The 20,233-nt window shown below is 47.7% G+C and carries 24 protein-coding genes and 1 tRNA gene; 9 read left to right on the forward strand and 16 right to left on the reverse strand.

Annotated elements, in window-relative coordinates:
• Positions 1-3: 3 nt before the first annotated feature.
• Positions 4-303: a (2Fe-2S)-binding protein gene (locus tag NZM01_12140; protein MCS6960783.1), complete on the reverse strand. Its 300-nt coding sequence runs from the start codon at positions 301-303 to the stop codon at positions 4-6.
• Positions 304-383: 80 nt separating this feature from the next.
• Between NZM01_12140 and NZM01_12145 the strand changes: the two genes are divergently transcribed.
• From NZM01_12145 to NZM01_12160, 4 genes are all read left to right on the forward strand, one after another.
• Positions 384-2,567, forward strand: a complete 2,184-nt coding sequence (locus NZM01_12145; GenBank protein ID MCS6960784.1) for a glycosyltransferase — start codon at positions 384-386, stop codon at positions 2,565-2,567.
• Between the two features lie 125 nt (positions 2,568-2,692).
• On the forward strand, positions 2,693-2,974 hold the full coding sequence (locus tag NZM01_12150; protein ID MCS6960785.1) for an RNA-binding protein: 282 nt from the start codon (positions 2,693-2,695) through the stop codon (positions 2,972-2,974).
• A gap of 125 nt (positions 2,975-3,099) precedes the next feature.
• Positions 3,100-3,369, forward strand: a complete 270-nt coding sequence (gene grxC / locus NZM01_12155; protein MCS6960786.1) for a glutaredoxin 3 — start codon at positions 3,100-3,102, stop codon at positions 3,367-3,369.
• Complete coding sequence (locus NZM01_12160) at positions 3,353-4,153, forward strand: photosystem II S4 domain protein (protein MCS6960787.1); 801 nt, start codon at positions 3,353-3,355, stop codon at positions 4,151-4,153. The genes grxC and NZM01_12160 overlap by 17 nt, the downstream gene beginning before the upstream one ends.
• Here the strand turns inward: NZM01_12160 and NZM01_12165 are convergent.
• Positions 4,150-4,569, reverse strand: coding sequence for an MAPEG family protein (locus tag NZM01_12165; GenBank protein MCS6960788.1), 420 nt, complete (start codon positions 4,567-4,569; stop codon positions 4,150-4,152). The two genes, NZM01_12160 and NZM01_12165, sit on opposite strands and share 4 nt — an antisense overlap.
• Before the next feature lie 135 nt (positions 4,570-4,704).
• Between NZM01_12165 and NZM01_12170 the strand changes: the two genes are divergently transcribed.
• A complete protein-coding gene (locus NZM01_12170) occupies positions 4,705-6,309 on the forward strand; it encodes a DNA polymerase III subunit gamma/tau (protein ID MCS6960789.1) in 1,605 nt (534 codons plus the stop codon).
• Between the two features lie 55 nt (positions 6,310-6,364).
• On the opposite strand, the gene psaJ is transcribed toward NZM01_12170, so the two are convergent.
• The 3 genes from psaJ to NZM01_12185 all read right to left on the reverse strand — a co-directional run bounded on the left by psaJ (position 6,365) and on the right by NZM01_12185 (position 7,922).
• Positions 6,365-6,490, reverse strand: coding sequence for a photosystem I reaction center subunit IX (psaJ, locus tag NZM01_12175; GenBank protein ID MCS6960790.1), 126 nt, complete (start codon positions 6,488-6,490; stop codon positions 6,365-6,367).
• 25 nt (positions 6,491-6,515) lie between these two features.
• The gene (locus NZM01_12180; GenBank protein ID MCS6960791.1) at positions 6,516-7,076 is read right to left on the reverse strand and encodes a Photosystem I reaction center subunit III; all 561 of its coding nucleotides are present in this window, start codon (positions 7,074-7,076) and stop codon (positions 6,516-6,518) included.
• A 69-nt stretch (positions 7,077-7,145) separates the two neighbouring features.
• Positions 7,146-7,922, reverse strand: a complete 777-nt coding sequence (locus NZM01_12185; protein MCS6960792.1) for a HEAT repeat domain-containing protein — start codon at positions 7,920-7,922, stop codon at positions 7,146-7,148.
• A 362-nt stretch (positions 7,923-8,284) separates the two neighbouring features.
• Between NZM01_12185 and NZM01_12190 the strand changes: the two genes are divergently transcribed.
• A complete protein-coding gene (locus NZM01_12190; protein ID MCS6960793.1) occupies positions 8,285-8,431 on the forward strand; it encodes a hypothetical protein in 147 nt (48 codons plus the stop codon).
• Positions 8,432-8,910: 479 nt separating this feature from the next.
• Here the strand turns inward: NZM01_12190 and NZM01_12195 are convergent, their stop codons facing one another.
• The 4 genes from NZM01_12195 to NZM01_12210 all read right to left on the reverse strand — a co-directional run bounded on the left by NZM01_12195 (position 8,911) and on the right by NZM01_12210 (position 13,000).
• The gene (locus tag NZM01_12195) at positions 8,911-9,126 is read right to left on the reverse strand and encodes a FeoC-like transcriptional regulator (GenBank protein MCS6960794.1); all 216 of its coding nucleotides are present in this window, start codon (positions 9,124-9,126) and stop codon (positions 8,911-8,913) included.
• The gene (feoB, locus tag NZM01_12200; GenBank protein MCS6960795.1) at positions 9,119-11,377 is read right to left on the reverse strand and encodes a Fe(2+) transporter permease subunit FeoB; all 2,259 of its coding nucleotides are present in this window, start codon (positions 11,375-11,377) and stop codon (positions 9,119-9,121) included. The genes NZM01_12195 and feoB overlap by 8 nt, the downstream gene beginning before the upstream one ends.
• Positions 11,374-12,366, reverse strand: coding sequence for a ferrous iron transport protein A (locus NZM01_12205; protein MCS6960796.1), 993 nt, complete (start codon positions 12,364-12,366; stop codon positions 11,374-11,376). The genes feoB and NZM01_12205 overlap by 4 nt, the downstream gene beginning before the upstream one ends.
• 124 nt (positions 12,367-12,490) lie before the next feature.
• Positions 12,491-13,000, reverse strand: a complete 510-nt coding sequence (locus tag NZM01_12210; protein ID MCS6960797.1) for a hypothetical protein — start codon at positions 12,998-13,000, stop codon at positions 12,491-12,493.
• A gap of 458 nt (positions 13,001-13,458) precedes the next feature.
• Here NZM01_12210 and NZM01_12215 point away from each other — a divergent pair, with 458 nt between their 5' ends.
• The 3 genes from NZM01_12215 to NZM01_12225 all read left to right on the forward strand — a co-directional run bounded on the left by NZM01_12215 (position 13,459) and on the right by NZM01_12225 (position 14,639).
• The gene (locus NZM01_12215) at positions 13,459-13,620 is read left to right on the forward strand and encodes a hypothetical protein (protein MCS6960798.1); all 162 of its coding nucleotides are present in this window, start codon (positions 13,459-13,461) and stop codon (positions 13,618-13,620) included.
• A gap of 59 nt (positions 13,621-13,679) precedes the next feature.
• On the forward strand, positions 13,680-14,114 hold the full coding sequence (locus NZM01_12220) for a tetratricopeptide repeat protein (GenBank protein MCS6960799.1): 435 nt from the start codon (positions 13,680-13,682) through the stop codon (positions 14,112-14,114).
• Positions 14,115-14,195: 81 nt separating this feature from the next.
• Positions 14,196-14,639 carry a DUF29 domain-containing protein gene (locus tag NZM01_12225; GenBank protein ID MCS6960800.1) on the forward strand — a complete coding sequence of 148 codons (444 nt, stop codon included), beginning with the start codon at positions 14,196-14,198 and terminating at the stop codon, positions 14,637-14,639.
• 120 nt (positions 14,640-14,759) lie between these two features.
• Here NZM01_12225 and NZM01_12230 read toward each other — a convergent pair.
• The 7 genes from NZM01_12230 to rlmN form a co-directional block, all read right to left on the reverse strand.
• Positions 14,760-14,831: transfer RNA gene (locus tag NZM01_12230), tRNA-Lys, on the reverse strand.
• A gap of 31 nt (positions 14,832-14,862) precedes the next feature.
• Positions 14,863-15,738 carry a GTPase Era gene (gene era / locus NZM01_12235; protein MCS6960801.1) on the reverse strand — a complete coding sequence of 292 codons (876 nt, stop codon included), beginning with the start codon at positions 15,736-15,738 and terminating at the stop codon, positions 14,863-14,865.
• Positions 15,735-17,540 carry a response regulator gene (locus tag NZM01_12240; protein MCS6960802.1) on the reverse strand — a complete coding sequence of 602 codons (1,806 nt, stop codon included), beginning with the start codon at positions 17,538-17,540 and terminating at the stop codon, positions 15,735-15,737. The genes era and NZM01_12240 overlap by 4 nt, the downstream gene beginning before the upstream one ends.
• On the reverse strand, positions 17,537-18,523 hold the full coding sequence (ccsB, locus tag NZM01_12245) for a c-type cytochrome biogenesis protein CcsB (GenBank protein MCS6960803.1): 987 nt from the start codon (positions 18,521-18,523) through the stop codon (positions 17,537-17,539). The genes NZM01_12240 and ccsB overlap by 4 nt, the downstream gene beginning before the upstream one ends.
• Before the next feature lie 14 nt (positions 18,524-18,537).
• Positions 18,538-18,762 carry a ferredoxin-thioredoxin reductase variable chain gene (locus NZM01_12250; protein ID MCS6960804.1) on the reverse strand — a complete coding sequence of 75 codons (225 nt, stop codon included), beginning with the start codon at positions 18,760-18,762 and terminating at the stop codon, positions 18,538-18,540.
• Between the two features lie 13 nt (positions 18,763-18,775).
• Positions 18,776-19,144 carry a ribosome silencing factor gene (gene rsfS, locus NZM01_12255; protein ID MCS6960805.1) on the reverse strand — a complete coding sequence of 123 codons (369 nt, stop codon included), beginning with the start codon at positions 19,142-19,144 and terminating at the stop codon, positions 18,776-18,778.
• Between the two features lie 62 nt (positions 19,145-19,206).
• A complete protein-coding gene (rlmN, locus tag NZM01_12260; GenBank protein MCS6960806.1) occupies positions 19,207-20,232 on the reverse strand; it encodes a 23S rRNA (adenine(2503)-C(2))-methyltransferase RlmN in 1,026 nt (341 codons plus the stop codon).
• Position 20,233 lies beyond the last annotated feature (1 nt).

Here is a 20,233-nt window from a genome sequence, read left to right on the forward strand (position 1 = left end):
TCCCTACTGGGGTTTGGTGTTGACACTGAGGTCGCCATGGACAATCGTTTGACAAGCTAGCCGATAGGAGGGGGGTTTGCGTTTCAGTTTGCGCTGTTCTGATTCTGTGCGTTCATTAGTATTTTCCATGCCTTCGGTAATTTCCACCAGGCAGGTACCACATTGTCCATAGCCGCCACAGTTAGTCATCTTCCCCCAAAGGGTGTAGAGGTCAATCCCGTTCTCCATCGCCTTAATACGCAAATTTGCCCCGTCTACTGCAAATACCAACTTGTCTTCTTTGATAAACTTAATGTTAGCCATAACAAAATTTAACAATTGTTAAAGATATTGTGCCATTTCTCTGCCTGCTGCGGATGACCTCTTAGTGAGAGAGCTAAACCATGCACACCAAACGATCGTTACAGCCCACGGTTCGGTCCGCCCCCTGGTGGATGGTGGGGGTGTTGCTAGTAGGAGGTATTACTGTTTTATTGTGGTTTGGGGAGGCAAATTACGCCCCCCTCCTCTGGCAGAGACTTGTCTGGCTATGGCAACACCCGCCACAGTGGCAAGCCCAGAAATGGCCCCTTTTACCCACGATCGTTCTTTTCTTAGTTGCCTGGTTAGTGACTAAAATTTCTCCCCAACCCTCTCCCTGGTCGCGGGCAGTGGTGGTCAGTATTCTGATTGTTTTAGGGGGGCGTTATGTCTGGTGGCGGACTTTTAGCACTCTCAACTGGCAAAACTGGCTACAGGGCTTTTTCAGCCTCAGCCTATACATTTTGGAAATGCTCACGATCGTTGCGGGTGCACTCCAGTTACTTTTATTGCTGATGGAGAGAGATAGGCGGGAGGAAGCCGATCGCTACAGTGAAGCGGTAGTGGCAGGGAAGTTTGTGCCAACGGTAGACGTGCTAGTGCCCACCTACAACGAGGAGACATATATCCTCAAGCGCACAATCATTGGCTGTCAAGCCTTAGACTATCCTCCTGATAAACTCAACATCTATCTTTTAGATGACACTCGCCGTCCTGAGATGCGAGCACTGGCAGCGGAGTTAGGCTGTCACTACATCACGCGCCCCGACAACCGTCATGCTAAGGCGGGCAATCTCAATAATGCTATCCGCCAAACCCAGGGGGAATTGATAGTCTGTTTTGATGCCGATTTTGTCCCTACTACTAACTTTCTCCAGCGTACCGTGGGTTTTTTTCAGGACGAGCGGGTGGCTTTGGTGCAAACGCCCCAGAGTTTTTATACCCCTGACCCCATTGCCCGTAACCTAGGTTTGGAAAATATCCTTGCCCCAGAACAGGAATCCTTCTATCGCCAAATCCAGCCCGTCAGAGATGGCACGGATAGCGTAGTGTGTGCAGGAACTTCCTTCGTTGTAAGGCGATCGGCATTGGCAGAAATTGGGGGGGGATTTGTCACGAGTTCCCTCAGCGAAGACTACTTTACGGGTGTGAAACTCTCCAGCCGCGGTTATCGTCTGGTCTACCTCAACGAAAAGCTGAGTGCAGGGGAAGCTCCCCCCGATATGGCTGCCCAGGCCACCCAAAGACTGCGGTGGGCAAGGGGTACACTCCAAGCCTTCTTTATCCAAGAGAACCCACTGCTGATCCCTGGGTTGAATTTGCTGCAGCGTCTCTCCCATCTGACGGGCATTTTGCACTGGCTGACTAGTCTTTCCCGTGTGGGGTTTCTCACTATTCCCATTTTGTCTGCTTTCTTGGGGGTATTGCCCGTTGTTGCTACCCAGGAGGAGATTCTGACTTACTTTTTGCCTAACTATTTGGTCAATTTAACAGTTTTTGCCTGGCTGAGTCAGCGCAGTCGCTCTTTGATTATTTCGGAAATCTACGATGTTGTTCTCTGTTTTCCCCTCGCTCTCACTGTCATCCAAACTTTCTGGCGACCCTTTAGTAAGGGCTTTAAGGTCACGCCCAAGGGGGGGCAACGGGAAGGATTAATGTTTCACTGGCGGCTAGCTCTCCCCCTTATCATTGTGTTTGTGGCAACAGTAGTCAGCTTTTGGCTCAACCTGGGCAATTGTCTAATCCACATGGGCGGCTATTACCCCAAGGGATTGGGACTGCCCTGGATTTGGAGCCTCTATAACCTCTTTCTGGTGAGTATTGCTCTCCTAGTCATGCTGGATGTGCCCAAACCCGATCGCTACGAATGGTTTACCCTCACCCGCACAGTCAAATTAGAACTGCCCACAGGACAAACCCTCTGGGGACAGACCAGCATCATCGCGGAAGTAGGGTTGATGTTTCATCCCACCCAGCCGCCCCCTATTTCTAGCAAAAGCCCCGTGCAACTGACTATCCTGGAGGAAAATCTACCTTTAGAGGGAATTTATGACCCCCAATCGGGGCGGGTGGACTTTACAAATCTTAACTTAACCCAGGAGCGGCAACTAATAAGATTACTATTCTGTCGACCTGGGCAGTGGCGGCATCAGCATTCCCCTGGCGAGTTAGAGAGTTTATGGCTACTTTTGGTCAATTTATTCCGGCCGCGGGCAATTTTTGGCAACAGGCACGAAATCACCCCCCTAGCAGTGCAACAAACCTGAACAATGTGATTTGCCACACTTACAAATTGTGGTAACTAGGTTATACTGAAGCCATCTGAATACGGTCCAGAAGTCGTCAAAGATTCCTGCCGTATTCTGGAGTTACGATTCAATGCGGAGGAATTATGACGATTTACGTAGGTAACCTATCCTACAAGGCAACGGAGGAGGACTTAAAGGAGGTATTTTCTGACTACGGCACAGTGAAACGGGTGCAGTTGCCCATCGATCGGGAGTCGGGACGAGTACGGGGCTTTGCCTTTGTGGACATGGCAGAGGAGGCGCAGGAGGATGCCGCGATCGATGCCTTAGATGGGGCTAAGTGGATGGGCAGAGATTTGCGGGTCAATAAGGCACGCCCCAAAGAAACATCTAGTCGCCGTCCCAGCAATCGCGATCGGCAGTAATCTGACCTAGGTAGGTTGCCCCCACGGTGCCTACCGCCGGTGTGCTGCTGGCAGGTAGGAGACTTAGCCTGACTAGTTTTTGCCAGGATGTTACACTTTAATTAGAAAATTTAAGCTGTGTTGCGATGGCAAAGGTAGAAATCTATACCTGGCAGTTCTGTCCCTTCTGTCTGCGGGCAAAGGCACTGCTCGACAGTAAGGGGGTGCAGTATATTGAGTACAAAATAGACGGGGATGAAGTGGCGAGGGATGCCATGGCGCGTCGGGGGAAAGATGGCAAGCGATCGGTGCCCCAAATTTTTATCAATGACGAGCACATTGGCGGTTGTGATGACCTGTACGCTTTGGAGAGGGAAGGGAAATTAGACATTTTGCTGAATGCTGCCCCGCGATAGTTTGAGCAAGCTGAAATTTCGGGATGTCGGCGAGCTCCATCGAACCGAAGAGATAGCCCGCCTATTGGACTTAGGAGACCGAGCACTACAACGCTGGGAGGTAGTGTACAGCGATTTTTTACCACCACCTATCCTGGCGGAGGCAGAGGCTCTATTCCAGAAATTTACGGAAGTACAGGTTTTAGCCTGGGGGGGGTATGACCAGGCGGAACGGCAGCGCTTAGCAATTGCCAGAGTAGAACAATCCCTCAGTCCTACTGACTTTCCCCTTTTGCCTATAGAAATTGTCGGCAATTTTTTGTTTGACCCTGCCCATCACCGCGACTTCTTGGGAGCGATCTTAGCTACAGGCATCGATCGGGGCAAGGTAGGCGATATTATTGTCCTGGGGGAGCGTGGAGCACAAGCGATCGTTGATCCCACCCTAGGAGACTACCTGGTGCTGAATTTACAGCAGGTGCGTACTGTACCTGTCAAAGTGCGAGGGATCGAGTGGTCAGAGTTGCGCGTCCGTCCCCCCCAAACCAAGGAGGTTGTCAGTGTAGAAGCCTCTTTACGCCTGGATGCTGTTGCTTCAGCAGGGTTTGGCATGTCCAGGAGCAAGATGGCAGAGCTAATCCAGCAAGCGGAAGTACGGGTAAATTGGAAAACCATTGAACAGCCCAGCTATCAACTCAAACCTGGTGACCTCGTCAGTATCAGAGGCAAGGGCAGACTGAGAATTGATGATGTGCTGGTGACTAAAAAGAACCGCTACCGCGTGCAGATGACCCGATCGGTTTAAGCTTGCCTGAAGACAGTTAAACTGGTACCCATGAGGCTGGCGACGCAGCCAATACTGACAATCCAGGCTAAGCCCCGCAGGGGAGGGATATTGGCAATGTAAAAGATGGTGTGGAGTAGACGGGAGACCAGGAAAACGATCGTGACTATGGAAGTATAATTAGAAGCCTTACCCGTGGCGTAGACCATCAGAGCAGCGGCAGCAAACAAGCTAAACACTTCAAAGGAATTTTGGTGGGCAGCATTAGCTCTTTGGGCATAGGGAGGGAGTTTATCCAGAGCAACCCGAGGATTACCAAGGTCAACTTTGGCGCTAACTCGGGCAGCTGCCACGACAAAATAAGGCAGGTAGATCAAGATAGTAGCAATGACAATACCTGTGAGCAAGACCTGTTCAGGGGGAAAAGGCAGAGACATAGGAACATAGATGAAACTGCGCCAATATTTTAACCGAATTTTACGGATGTTGTTACAATTGTTTTTTACGAGTAGTTCTCAATTTCCTACTAGTAAATATGGCCATAAGCCGCACGCACATCTAGGCATGACACTATGGGCTATGAACCCCTTCATCACAAATATCGTCCCCAAACATTTGCCGATTTAGTAGGACAAGAAGGGATTGCTCGTACTCTAACTAATGCCATTTTGCAACAGAGAATTGCCCCTGCCTATCTATTTACAGGTGCGCGGGGAACAGGTAAAACTTCTACCGCCCGCATCATGGCAAAGTCTTTGAATTGTTTGGCATCCGATCGACCAACACCTAATCCCTGCGGTCAATGTACCCTGTGTCTATCGATTAGTAAAGGCACAGCCTTAGATGTAACAGAAATTGATGCTGCCAGTAATACAGGTGTGGATAACATCAGAGAAATTATTGAACGGGCTCAGTTTGCTCCTGTCCAAGCTCGTTACAAAGTCTATGTCATTGACGAATGTCATATGCTTAGTAATGCCGCCTTTAATGCTCTCTTGAAAACTTTAGAAGAACCCCCCGATCGGGTGGTTTTTATTCTAGCAACTACTGACCCTCAAAGGGTTTTACCGACTATCATTTCCCGTTGTCAGCGTTTTGATTTTCGTCGTATACCCCTAGAGGCGATGGTTAACCACCTTACCCAAATTGCTAGAGCCGAAAACATCAGAATTGAACCAGAGGCGATTAGATTGATTGCTCAATTGTCCCAGGGAGGATTGCGGGATAGTGAATCTTTGTTAGACCAGGTCAGCCTCCTGGATGGCACTGTTACAGCAGGGATGATTTGGGATTTAGTGGGAGCAATTTCTGAGGACAATTTATTAACTCTGACAGCAGCAATCCTGCAGGGGCACTCTATACAATTACTAGAAATTACACGCCAGATTTTAGACAGAGGTAGGGAACCCCTAGTTATTCTGCAGAGTGTTGCCGCTCTCTATCGGGATTTATTGATTGCTAAAACTGCCCCCGATCGGTTAGATTTAGTTAGCTGGACAGGTGATAATTGGCACAAATTAGTGGAGTTAGCCTCTAGGATCACCACTGAGCGAATTTTGCAGGGGCAACAACAGTTAAGGCAGGGAGAATTACAGTTAAAAAATACCACCCAGCCGCGCCTGTGGTTAGAAATTATTTTGCTGGGCTTACTGGACTCAACTCCAGCGGAAATTACTACTGTTGCACCAGCAGCAGTCACTCCTAGCCCAGAAGTACTCAAAGTATCTGGAGTAAAACCCCTTGCTACCCAACAACAGCCAAGTAAAACTACTGACTCCTACCTACCCAGTCAGGATGTCAATAAATTTTGGGAACAAATCCTAAATAATCTACCAATGGCGACAAGGGCACTTGTATCCCAACACGGTCGTTGCACAGAAATTAGATTGGACAAGGTAATAATCGAAGTAAAGAGTAAGCAGTTTGTGCAGAAATTTTTTGCTCCCAAACAACAACAAATAGCCGATGCCTGTCAAAAAATTCTCCAACGCCCTGTGGCAGTAGAGTTTATCATTGCCAGTAGCTCCCCATCTCCAAGTCCTGCAGTTCTCCCCTCCCCCGCGGCAGTCCCCATAGCAGCCCCAGAGCCAACTGAAACAAGAAGAAACGATCGATCGGTAGACGAATTACAAAATATAGTGACTATTTTTGGTGGTGAAATTGTCGACCTACCTTAATGAAAAAAGAGGGGCACTTCCCCTCTCCAGTTTTTTCATCAAACCTAATTCCTAATTACAGTGGAAAAGTTAACAAATCAGGGAAAAAGCGATTTAACTCAATCAAGATACCAGCTGTGATAAACATCCACAAAGCCGCGAGGACAGGGGCAGTAGAAAGATACTTAACAAAGTCTTGCATAATTTACTCACTCCAAATAAATAAATTAACGAGGGGAAACAGGCACTTCATTATCGGGAGCAGTCAGCTCGCCAGAAGCGAATTGTTGCAAAGCTGCCAGAGGCCAGATAAACCCAGTGAGCATACACTGCAATGCCAAGGGTACATCGATAATAATTTCTTTTCCGTAGGCTTCGTCGGTATTTTTCTTAATGGTGCGGATATAGCTCCTGCCCACCCAGCCAATCCAGCCAGCAATGTATAGAAATAGCAAGCTAGGAATAATGAATTCCCCTGCATGGTCCCATCTACCGTCGGAGATCAGGTGAGGTAAGCCATCTTCGCCGCAGAGTAAGCCCGCGTATTTGCTAAAACGCGCTTTGGTCGTCTCCACCTTGTGAAGCAGGTATTGATGTTGGGGGGTGCCGGGTTGGAAGTTGCTTAACCGTTCCTCGAAACCGCTGATCTCGTCATTTAGACGCTTCTGGAAGGCTTCTGATTGCCCACAGGGGGTAAGGATGTCAAAGCCGAGGTCAGCTCGGACAGGCTGGATACCAATCCCTACCCAAACTATTACCGCCAGTACAACAGCTAATAATCTACGCATACCCATTTTGCTAAGTTACAAACTAAAACAAAATCCTAAGTGGAATTTGTTACATCCGTAAAGCAATCTTCACAAGTCTTGACACACGATCGTTTTTGCCAACTGACGGTAGTTACCTGGGTCACTGGGAGTCAGTCGCTCCTGGCGTTTACGTTCACTGAGGCGGGCGAGAATTTCTTGCCAATCGATCGTGGCAGTTAGCGGTTCAGGAGTGATAGGGGGAGGAGTCAGGAGATTTTTCTGGGCATAGGCAATGCGGGCACGCACAGCGGGAACAGGGTCATGGTGTAGGAGATATTGCCAACAGGCTTGCACCCGATCGGTGGCAGGGGGATAACTGGGTAGAAAGGCTTCCAACCCCGTCACAGCGCTGTAGCGGACAACCCATTCCTCATCCTGCTCCAACACAAATAGCAGAGCTTCCAGGACTTCTGCTTGGGCAATTTCCCGCAGTTCGGGAGGGAACCAATACCACTTCATCAGACCTAAACCCCTAGCACTTGCCCGCCGCACACTGACGGAGAAATCTGCTGTTGCCGCCCCCAACAAAGTCACTAAGCCCCTGGGGTCACCAATCCCCGCTAGAGCACGGATAGCCCACGATCGGGCTGTGTAGTTGTGGCGATCCAGTTGTTGTAACAGGTGGGGTACTGCTTCTACCCCAATAGCAATCAGACCATCTACTGCTGCTACCGCCGCCCCAGGATTATTGAAACTCAGCACCCGAATTAGATGGGGAATAGCCCTTACCGATCGAGTCTTTGCCAAGGCTTTAACAACTTCCGTGAGACTGTCTGCGGAATCTGCCCGATCGAGTGCCCTAATTAAATAATCCACACCTGCCATAGCGTGATCATACTACAAATTCAGGAAATTGGGGAATCATGATTGAAGTCGGCAAGTAGGTACAAAAGTTGAGTGTAAACCGCTAAGTATTTTGTACATGATATGAAATCCTAAGGAAAAACATTATAATAAGGCATAAAAATTTGACAAGTCCTTCCTGTGTGTAATAAGCCCAAATGAATATCCAAGTAATAATAGTTGCCCTAGCAATTTTGTGAGTCTAGTTAATTATCCCTTAAACTAATCTAGCTCCAACCTATTGACCAGACTGATAATCCTTGAGACAGTTCCTCTGAGAATTCTTTCCCCTCAAGTAGGTGGCAGGGTAACTTATGAGTTAATTCCAGATTGAGAAATCTTCTATGGCAATGTTCTACAGGGTGATGGGGTATTTGAGGTCATGGCAACCATTTCCCAGTTACAGGGGCTGGTGGCAATGTGCACCGCTCTCTAAATTTTTCGTTTGCCTGCCGATCCCGATCGGTCTATCTTTTAACTCTATCCAGTAGAAATCAATCTGGTAATGTTTGACAAATATTACTCCCCTAGTTTTCCCTGCCACTCTGGAGGAGCTATTTTTACCTCACTCCAAAAGAAGATTAGCACAATCACAAGTACTTCTATTACTCTATGACATCCCTTTAATGGTGTAGTATTTCCTCAGTGGGGACAGTCAATACTCACTATCTCCATCTTTCTCGTGCTAGTTACACTGCAGTTACTTACTCATTGGCTCTATCTATCCCTCCACAGTCATCCATTCGCTAACTTATGTAGTCTGAATTTTGTTTTTAGGTGCCAGAGGAGTCTTGCTCCATATCCTGGTTACTAATAGTGTCCTATGATAATTGAAACCCAAAAGAAAAAAGGAATAAAACTTACTTCAGCGGTAAACAAACGTATATAGCAAATAGTTTTCCTAGGGGTAACTAGCAACCAAACTGAACATTTCTCTATCCCTTGAAACCGAGCTAATGACCGTATTAAACTACTGCCTGACCCACTGGTAAAACTCCAAGGTCTCAGGGGCACAGCTGTGACAGCCGCCACACTCTTTTCCCTTCACTGCCTTTACTCTACCTTTGCGAACTAGTAGTTGTATCATTTCCCGCACAACTGCCTGGTCTACTTGCAATGCTTGGGCTAGTTCTCCTAAAGATACAACCGATCGGGTCTGCAGATACTGCTGTACTGCATTAAGCATGATGAATTTCCTCCTTTCTCTTCAGACCTACTCGGCGTAAAGCTAGGATTGTCACAGTCATTACCCCAACCAATACTATTAGCCAGACCAGAGAACTAAGGGGATGGTCAACCCAAGTCATAAGTTGATAGTAGAAAACTGCTGTCCAATAGCCCAAACCCGTTGTCCAACCTGCCACAAATACTGTCCAACCTAAGTTAGTCTCTCGATAAACTGCTGCTGTTGCCGACACACAGGGGAAATACATTAAGACAAATAGAAGAAAGGCGATCGCAGCAGTAGAGCTACCAAAGCGTTTTGCCATCTCTCCGAAAGTTGTGGCACTGACACCTTGTTTTTCAGCGGCAACTTCTGCGTTATCTGCGCCTTCTAAAATGCCCAAGCCGATCGGGTCAAGGAAAGTGTTAGCTACTTCCTTGAGATTGTGGGGAATACTCATCACTGCTTCTTGTAAACCACCCCATAGGCTGTAGGGTTGCTCTGCTTCTTCCTGGGGCTGGTCTGCTAGTTGGGTGTAGAGGGCATTCATTGTTCCCACCATCACTTCTTTGGCAAATACACCTGTAAAAATACCAACTGTAGCTGGCCAATTCTCTTGCCTTACTCCCATTGGGGTAAAAATTGGCGTAATTGTACGACTGAAGCTACTTAAAATAGAATCTTGACTATCTTTCTTGCCAAATGAACCATCAACACCAACGGAATTCATCAAGCCCAGAATAACAACTAGACAGATAATGATCACCCCTGCTCTAGTGATAAAGGATTTCAGTCTGTCCCAAGCCCTCAATAAAACTGTGCTGGCTGTGGGTATATGATAGGGGGGTAATTCCATGACAAAGGGAGCAGCCTCTCCCCGAAAAAGAGTGTTTTTCATCACAAATCCTGTAAAGATAGCCGCCAGAATGCCTAAAATGTAAAGAATGAAAACCACATTTTGTCCATTCCTAGGGAAAAAAGCACTACAGAATAAAGCGTAGACAGGCAGACGGGCACCACAGGACATAAAGGGATTCATAATAATTGTCATTAACCGATCGCGTCTGTTTTCCAACGTCCTTGTGGACATGATACTGGGAATGTTACAGCCAAACCCCACCAGCATGGGAACAAAAGACTTACCTGGCAAACCAACAAAGCGCATCAGGCGATCCATAACAAAAGCTGCCCGCGCCATATAACCAGAGTCTTCCAGAATAGCTAGGAAAATAAATAACAAACCGATCTGGGGAATGAAAGTAGAGGTTGTCTGAATGCCGCCTCCCACCCCTTCTGCCAAAAGACCAATTAACCAGCCAGGAGCACTTACTTTCTCCAATAGGTAGGCAACCCCATCGACAGCGATCGTGCCGACCCCAATATCAAAGAAATCAATAAACGCGCCCCCCACATTAATGGCGATAAAAAACATGAGATACATCACCACCAAAAAGATAGGAATGCCCAACCAACGATTGACCACAACCCGATCGATGCGATCGGACACAGTTTTATCAACTACACCCCTTCTGTGACGAACTCCCTCTAGTTGCTCATGAATCCAGGTATAGCGGCTATCAGCAATGACTAAATCAATGTCTTCTTGCAGCACGTCTACAACTCTCTGTCTTTCTGCTTGTAATTCTGGGTCAGTTCCGTATTGCAGTAGATATAGAGCCTCCCAGCGTTTGTCTAAGTCTCTTGTATGGATTAGCTTTTGCAGGGCTGTTTCTAAAGCAGGGGGATAGATGACATGGGCATCAGACACTTTGCGGTTGTAGCTATTGATTGCCTCTTTTAATTGTTTGATACCCCTACCATTGCGGGCAGACATGGGAATTACAGGACAACCCAAACGTTGAGACAAAACTTCATGATCTATGTCAATTTCTCGCCTTGCCGCCACATCAATCATATTCAAAGCCACAATTAGCAGTTGCCCCGTCTCTAGAATTTGGGTGGTCAGATAGAGATTCCGTTCCAAATTCGAGGCATCAACAATGTTGATAATTACATCTGCCTCCGATCGGAGGAGAAATTCCCTAGCAATTTGTTCATCTAAACCTGCTGCTCCTTCCCCTCCATCTAAAGAGTAAATCCCTGGTAGGTCAACAACAATTATCTGTTGGTTTTGCCAAGTATACCTTCCTTCTTTTTTCTCCACCGTGACCCCAGGCCAGTTTCCTACTCGTTGATTTGCCCCCGTAAGAGCATTGAACAAAGTTGTTTTGCCACAGTTGGGATTACCTACTAGACCTATTTTTATTGTCATGGTTCTCCTCCTTGTATGAGTACAACTCGCAGTGCTGCTGCTTCATCTTTGCGTAAACTTAAGGCAAAACCTCTAACTTCAATTTCTGTGGGGTCGCCCAACGGTGCATGACGTTTTACCACGATTTCCACTCCTGGTGTCAACCCCATAGCTAACAACTTCTGCTTGTACTCCCGTCCAGTGGCTGCGTAGCCGACTACCCGTAATCGACTGCCGATGGGAGCTTGTCCTAATTTCACTTCTTGTGGATTCATCATTGACCTTATTTTTTGCCAGTCCTCTGCTTTGATAACTAGAACCTGCCCTGCTACTTCTGCTCCTATACCCACTCTTTCTTCCCTTAGACCAACTATCACACCACCGTCAGGCAGAGTATTGATTACCAGCATTTCCACTCCTGGTGTAAAACCCATGCCCAATAATTTTGCATTTTGATCAGAAGTTTGCAGCCGATAGAGATAAACCCGATCGTTTACTTTCCCCTGGATGACTGGGAAACAGACTAAGTCTGCTAAGGTCAATTCTTTATCTGTCTTTGCGGCAAGAGGTGATGACATACCAGGCAATTGTTCTGTACTGACTAAACGATCGAGTAAATGACGGATGGGAATTCCCCAGTCCATGTCAATAAATACGTCATGGCATAAATCCACTCGGAACTGCTGGGATAAAAACTCAGACAACTGGGTAAGCAAATAGCGGGTTAAATGGGCATCAAATTCTTCCCTGGTAAAAGCTTTAGACTCTAAGCCCTTTGCTAAAAATTGCCGTGGTGATAAAGCCTGGAAGTTAGACTGCCCTGTAATTGCTACTAACTCTCTAACTACCTGCTCATTTTGGGGAGTGTACTGGCAAATGAATCCTACCTGCCTGTTGTTAGTAAATACTAGATAAATCACCCTCCCTGCTCCACTCTCTAACCGCACAACTCCGTGATAGGAGCTGTCAGAGAACACACCCAGGATATCAAATAGAGGGTAGAAGGTCACTACTCTAGTACAACTACTTCCTAATAATTATATTAACTCATATGCAAAATTTTAGCAACTAGCCTAGCTAAGGGACTAAGTCCAGGAAAATTATTAAACCTAGAAGCAGGGGGTGTTTAGAGACCTAGCGGCAGTGACAAAATCTGCCTAGGTAACGGCACTGGGAGCTATTCCCTTTAAGACAGCGAGGACTGCGTTGTTGGCAGTGAGTGAAAACAGTTTCGGTATTGTTGCCGCCACCCCGAATGGTCAGGTTGGCAAAGGTCAAGCCTAGGTAGAAAGATAACCGATTGGTGCGCAACTGCTCTGGACGAATGACAGCTCTGATGAGAGCTTGGATTTGGTAGGTGTTGGGCAGGGGGACACCACTATCTCCTCCTGGAACCGCTGGGGAATGACAGCACAGTGACTCAGAAAAATGGATGATGTCCTGAGTGCGGGGGGTGTGATTTGCAGGAGGAGTTCTTTGACCTACGGTTCTTGAGGTAGCTAGTTTACTGTCATAAGAAACATATGTGAATTTACTAGCAGAGTTAGTGGGTGAGAATTGATAAGCATTTGGAAGAATATCTCCCTGAAAGTTAGTATTCAGGATATTGCAAATGGTGACTTGCCTAAGAGAGGTTTGCTTCATACTGTTATGTCCTTTCTTGTGGGCTGGTGCAGTTCGTGACTTTTAGTAATCAGCACTCAGTATTCATTACCCTCCAGGCTATGTATCGCATCTTCCATTCGGAGCCATTCTTCATCCTCCCTGTCAGTAATTCCACTGTTTCTTGCCCATGCTGTAGTGCTTGGTCCAAGACTCGTATTCTTGAAAGTTTGTCTCCACTTTGGAGGACATTCCTCAGGAATTGTACATACTTAAGCACGTGATTACTGGATTGACATGAGAATACGCTATATTTATAAACGATCGGGTCTCAACCAGTTTAGACCAACGACTAAGATACCAAGCAGAAGGACTGCAATTCATCTCAGCTCTGAAATTTTCTCGCCCTTTTAGCTCACTTTCATGGTCCGATTGTTTGTAGAAATGACTAGCCCCCTTCCATCCTCTGAAATTAGGGACACCGGTCTTACCTAGAGCATATGCAGAAACCTCTGGAGGTCGTCAAAACCATTGCCTATGTAGCAAATTCCCTCTCTCCCTACCTGCAAGTATGGAATCAAAGGCGTCATGCTGCCGTGCTCTCCAAAAGACACGAACTAGCTCAGAAACAGGATAAAGCCAGCACGCAAGCACTTTACTGAGGTGGAAACCTGTTCCAAGCTGTGTTAGTGTATTCAACTATGGTACTGGGAGATCTCACATGTCCAAGGGCGAGAACAAAGGAGAGATTGGGGACTACACGCGGGCAATACAAATCGATCCCAACGATGCAGAAGCCTACCTCAATCGCGGGAATGCCAAGGCTGATTTGGGAGACTACCAGGGAGCGATCGAGGACTTCAGTCGAGCCATTCAAATTGATCCCAACGATGCAGCAGCATACCTCAATCGCGGGAATGCCAAGTCTGCTTTGGGAGACTACCAAGGAGCGATCGAGGACTACAGTCGAGCCATTCAAATTAATCCCAACGATGCCCAAGCCTATGTCTTGCGAGGGATAGCTAAATCTGTTTTGGGGAACAAGCAAGGAGGATTATCTGATTTACAGAAGGGAGCGGAGTTGTGCAAAGCACAAGGCAACCGAGAGTTTTACGAATCAGTTCAGCAGATTATTCAGGACTTGTCCCTTCGTTAACAGGGCGATGGGAGAAAATACTGTCAAACTTGTGGAAGATTTGTCTCATTTTTGCTAGTACTAAAGACAAAGGCTAAAGTCATGAACCAATCTTTACACGATCGGGATTTCCTATTGTGGGTTGAGGACACTGTTGCTCGACTGAAGAAGCGGGACTTTGACAATTTAGACCTAGAGCACTTGATTGAGGAGGTCGAGGGTTTGGGGATTGCACAAAGACATGAGCTTAGCAGTCGACTATTGATCTTGTTGGAACATCTACTCAAACGGATGTTTGTGCCATCACCTAATGATTATCGAGGCTGGGAAGTTACTATCAACAACCAGCGCAGCAGTATCGATTTGCTCCTAGAGGAAGTGCCTAGCCTGAAAACCCTGTGGCCAGAAATTTTTGAGAAAGCCTGGACAAAAGCCTTGAAGAAGGTATCGAGAGAGTACAAGCAGATTGCCTTTCCCGATCGGTGGCTCTACGCTGCAGATATTGAGTCTATTTTGAACATTGATTTCTGGGAGGAGCAATCATGAGGAGAGGGGCAGACTATGTTGCCTAGAATTGGACTGTCAACCACGTCGGAGAATCGCTCAGATTAACCAATCATTGCCATCCTAGCCCCGCCTGCTTTCCGTGTAGCTCGGTGTTGAGGATGGGTGACCTGGGATTCGAACCCAGAACCAGCGGATTAAGAGTCCGTTGCGCTACCGTTGCGCTAGTCACCCAAAGATTATATATTACAATACTTTTAGCAATCTACTCCCTACTATGGTAGCCGAACTCTTTGAGATAGAGACGAGACGAACGCCATTTGGGCTGGACTTTGACAAACAACTCCAAGTAAACCTTTCCCATAATTAGCTTTTGGATTTGCTGGCGGGCAAGGCTCCCGATCGTTTTCAGCTTTTGTCCTTTCTCTCCAATGATGATGGCTTTCTGCGAAGGTCTTTCTACATAAATCGTTGCCAGAATCGCCGTGAGCTCTGGTCTTTCTTCGAGTCGATCGATGGTTACCGCCACGGAATGGGGTACTTCTTCTCTGGTGTGGAGTAAGATTTGTTCTCGAATCAGCTCTGCCATGATGAAGCGCTCTGGTTGATCGGTGACCATGTCGGCGGGATAATATAGAGGACCAGGGGGCAAGCGCTCCCAGATAGCTGTTTGCAACCGATCGAGGTATTGTTTTTGGAGAGCAGAAAAGGTCACCCAATCCCCCAGGGTTTGGTAAGTAGCAATTGTGGAAGAGTCTGCTGCTTGGTCGATTTTATTGATACCGATGAGATAGGGTACCTGGGCTTTTTGAATTAGATCAAACACATACTGATCTCCCCTGCCCAGTGCTACTGAGCCATCGACAACTAAAACTACTACATCGACAGATTTGATGGCTTTAGTGGCATTCTCTACCAGCACGGTGCCGAGAAGATGGTGGGGTTTATGGATACCGGGGGTATCGACAAAGATGATTTGGGCCTGGGGTAGGGTAAGGATACCCCGCAAACGATGGCGAGTGGTTTGGGCAACGGGGGAGGTAATGGCAATCTTTTGCCCTACTAAAGCATTGAGGAGTGTGGACTTACCCACATTCGGTCTTCCCACTAGGGCGACAAAACCCGATCGAAAGTTTGTCATTTCATCCCTTCTAGCCAAAATGTCCCCATCAGCCCGTGTCCCTTGATTAGCATCTCCCCCCGATAGGTCAGTTGAAACTCACGCTGTAATCGGCGATATACTGTTTCTGTCACTTGAATTTTTCCGGGCAGACCCTGGGACTGCATACGACTGGCAAGATTAACTGTCTCCCCCCATAGGTCATAAGCAAATTTTTTCGTGCCGATTACCCCTGCTACTACAGGTCCTGTGTGTAAGCCAATCCGCAAAGTCATAGTCTGGTCTTCTTCGCCGCGAAATTCTCTGATCACTTCCAGCATTTCTAAAGCCAGGAGAGCCGCTGACCGCAAATGGTCTGGCTGCTGCCCTATCAGCCCCCCTACTGCCATGTACTCATCCCCGATCGTTTTAATTTTTTCCAATTGGTACTTCTCCACCAAGGTATCAAAGCGGGAAAAAACGGAATTGAGTAGAGAGACAACCTCCTGGGGGCTTCTGTGATAGGCGACTTGGGAAAACCCCACAATATCAGCAAACAAAACACTCACGTCGGGATGGGAATCAGCAATGGTGGTAGCTCCCTCCTTCAGTTTGGCGGCAATCTTAAACGGCAAAATATTCAACAACAACCTCTCGGATTTCTCTTTCTCAACCCGCAGGGCAACCTCTGCCTGTACTCGCTCGGTAATGTCACGAAAAAACCAACACACACCATAGAACTGTCCCGTGGGAGAATAGACAGAGCGAGCATAACAATCAAAAATGCGCCCGCTAAATTCCGTCTGTAATCTGAGGGTCTCCTCTGGTTGCTGGTACATTGCCTCGATCGCTTCCACCAGGGGGTCAGGCATTTCCGAGTTATGCAACAGGGGGGTAATCAAGCGGTGTTCACTGCTTGAAAGTAATGTTTCATCCACCTGCCACATTTCCTTGAACAATTGGTTATAGGCAATGATGCGACCTTGGTCATCCACCATCAATACCCCGTCTTGCTCTACCTCCTTTTGGGCGTTGAGGAAGGCATTGCTGCGCGTGAGATTGGATTCAATCAACTTACGACCTGTGATTTCCCGCGCCACCCAGAGGGCAGAATCCTCCTCCAGGGGGGAAATATTGGCAGCAAACCACACCTCTTCCTTGTCAATCAACAACTTATACTCCACATCGCAGACATTGTCACGGGTATTGAGGACAATCTGCACAAAGTCTCGGTAGTCACTAAACTGTTCCGCTAGTAAACGATGGTAGTTTTCCTGCACCCTGTAGGAAAAACGGGAGTTAGTAGTAATTGTGCGCTGGTGTTGCCCCCAACGGTCATAAACCAAGATAATATCCGTCATCGATTGCAGGAGAATGCGCAGCTCTGCTTCTGCTTGCATACGGTAGTTGACTTCTAGTTGCAAGCGTTGATTTTGCGCTTCTAAATCTTTTTTAAGATGTTGTAGGGAGAGGTGATGCTCGATACGAGCTAGTACTTCCTGGGAGTGAAAGGGTTTGGTGATATAATCAGCCCCACCAATATTAAACCCCATCACCTTGTCGATGATCTCACCGTAGCCACTGATGAATATGACAGGAATATCCTTGGTGCTGGGGTTACCTTTGATTTGCCGACAGAGGGTGTAGCCGTCTACACCAGGCATCACCACATCCAGTAGAATTAAATCGGGAGGCTCCCGCAGGATCAACTCCATGGCTGTGCTACTATCTGTGAGGAAGGTGGGCTGGTAGCCCGATCGCCTCAGTAGATCAACCAACAGCTGAATACTAGTGGGTTTGTCATCAATAATTAGAATTTTGGCAGGTGTAATTTCTGCCTTCATAGAAACCAGCCGTAGCTATGGAGTCCTTTCCCTAGAAAGTTTACCCCCAAATAGCAAGTCCACACTACTCCTAAACCTACTGTTGCCAAAATGGCTGGTTTCCGCCCTTGCCAGCCTTTAGTGATCCGCATATGAAGGTAGGCGGCAAATACTAACCAGGTAATCAAAGACCAGGTTTCTTTCGGGTCCCAACTCCAGTAAGAACCCCATGCCTCATTTGCCCATACCCCTCCCGCAATGATCCCGATCGTGAGTAAAGGAAAGCCCAAACCAATCATGCGATAGCTGATGTTGTCCAAAGTTTCTCCTAAAGAGAGTTGCCTGGGAGTAAGAATGACAGGCTTCTGCGTAAGTACTAAAGTATTTCCACCATTGCTACTGGCTGACTCTTGCACCTCCAGTGCCTTGGATCGGATGTCTTGGGGCGGCTGACTGTTCATCGGGATACCCAAAGAGTTGCCACTCAGTTTGACCTCCTGTCCGTGGGTGACCACCAGAAAAGCCAAGGCTAACACACTCCCCAACATCAGTGCCCCATAGCTGAGGAGCATCACTGACACATGCATCATCAGCCAGTTAGATTTTAAGGCTGGTACCAGAGGTGCTGCCTGCTGCATTGTCTCTGGTAATTTCAGAGCGGCAAAGGCAATGATCCCTGTGGCCAGGGGGCTAGTAAAAATGCCAACAATTTTCCTCTCGGTCATCTGTTCTGCCACCAAATGGAAGAGGGTAACTGCCCAAGCCACGAACAACAGGGATTCGTAGAGATTGCTCAAGGGGAAGTAGCCCGCCTCCAGCCAGCGCGCTAGCAGTAAAGTAGCAATTGCCAGATTAGCTATGACTACAAAAGCCCTCCCCAACAGTCCTAACCATTGCCCCACCTGGGGAAAGGCTCCCCCTACCCAATAAAACAACATAGCGGCAAATAAAAGGGCAAAGCTGGTGTTATCCAACCACTGTTGTAATTCTGTCAGGGAGACCATAACTAACCTCGCAGCTAAGAAATTAACTCTAGTTCGTCCGCCCCTAGGTGTACGGAAAACCGATCGCCTAACTTCACTTCGTAGGGGTAATTAGGGGTAATCGGTCTGCCTTCGGGGTCTTGTACTATGTTAACAATTTCCCCTTCCATACCCTGGATATCAATACCCTCCTGGCGGTACTGGGGGTGGTGATAAACCCGCAGAGATACCTTGATGCGCACGCGGTCGCCAATTTTCATCCGTGCTTCTCTCCTATGCTGTCTGAGCCATCATTATTCTAGGAGCATGCCCCCAAAATAACTCTAAGCCGTAGAAAGCTCTTTCCTTGGGGGTCATAATATGGACGATCAATTCACCGTAGTCCTGTAAAATCCAACCACTCTCTTTTTCATTGTTACTGTGACGGGGCTGACGACCGTACTCCTGCCATAGTTTCTCCTCAATCCCCATGGCAATCGCCCGCAACTGTACTCGCGATAGTCCCGTGACAATTAAAAAATAGTCAGCAATGTAGGAAACTTCCCCCACTGCCAAAATTACTATGTCCTCCCCTTTCCGATCCTGCGCTGCTGCTGCTGCCGTCAACGTCATTTGATAGCTAGGGTCGGGGATTTTTGTCATAGAGTACGCCAAGTTTGCTGGACTACATTCTCGCATTTTACTGAGAATTTTCTAAATTTTTGTTAATTTTCTCTAAACTCCCCATAGCGACCCCGTAACTGTCCACAGGCGGCATCGGCTTCTAAACCCCTTGTACGCCGCACACTCACTGCTACTCCTTCTCGCTCTAGGGTCTGCTGAAATTGGGCTATGGCTTTCTCCCGAGGACGCTGGAAGTCTGCTATACCGATCGGGTTGTAGGGAATGAGGTTGACATGGGACTGGAACCCCCGCACCAACTTCGCTAAGAACATAGCGCACTCTATACTGTCATTGACCCCAGCTAGTAGGGTGTATTCAAAACTAACTCGCCTACCTGTTTTTGCCACATAGTCCTGACAGTCAGCAAGTAAGCGATCGAGGGGATAGCGATCGGCAGCAGGGACCAACCGACGGCGCAACTCCTGGGTAGGGGCATGGAGACTGACCGCTAAAGTAGCCTGCAGGTCGTAGGTAGCAAGCTGGGCAATTTTCTGGGGGATACCGACGGTGGAAATAGTCATGTGGCGCTGACTGATGCCTACATCCTGGTGCAGACTGTAGATGGCTCCTACTAAATTCTCTAAGTTGAGCAGGGGTTCTCCCATTCCCATAAACACCAGGTGACTCACCCGCCTCTGCATCTGCTGTTGTACTGTCAACACCTGGTCAATGATCTCATGTTCTCTTAAGTTCCTTTGCCAGCCTCCCTTCCCTGTGGCACAAAAAGTACAGCCCATAGGACAGCCCACCTGGGTTGACACACACACCGTCAGGCGCTTGCTTGTGGGAATCCCCACGGTCTCGATTAGCTTGCCGTCCTCTAACTGCAGGAGAAACTTCTCTGTACTATCTTTTGCCCTAACTCGGTGTACTACCTGGGACCGACCTACCTTGACATCCCGCAACGCTTCCCGCCATTGCTTGGGTAGGACAGGGATTTCCCCTAGCTGGCTAACCCCTTTACTATAAATCCATTCGTGTACTTGCTTGCCCCGAAAGGCAGGCTGACCCATCTGCACTGCCCAATCCATCAGCTCCGATCGGGATTTACCTAACAGAGTGGTCATC

Origin of the sequence: Pseudanabaenaceae cyanobacterium SKYG29 (genome assembly GCA_025055675.1) — a bacterium.
Taxonomy (GTDB): Bacteria; Cyanobacteriota; Cyanobacteriia; order Pseudanabaenales; family Pseudanabaenaceae; genus M5B4.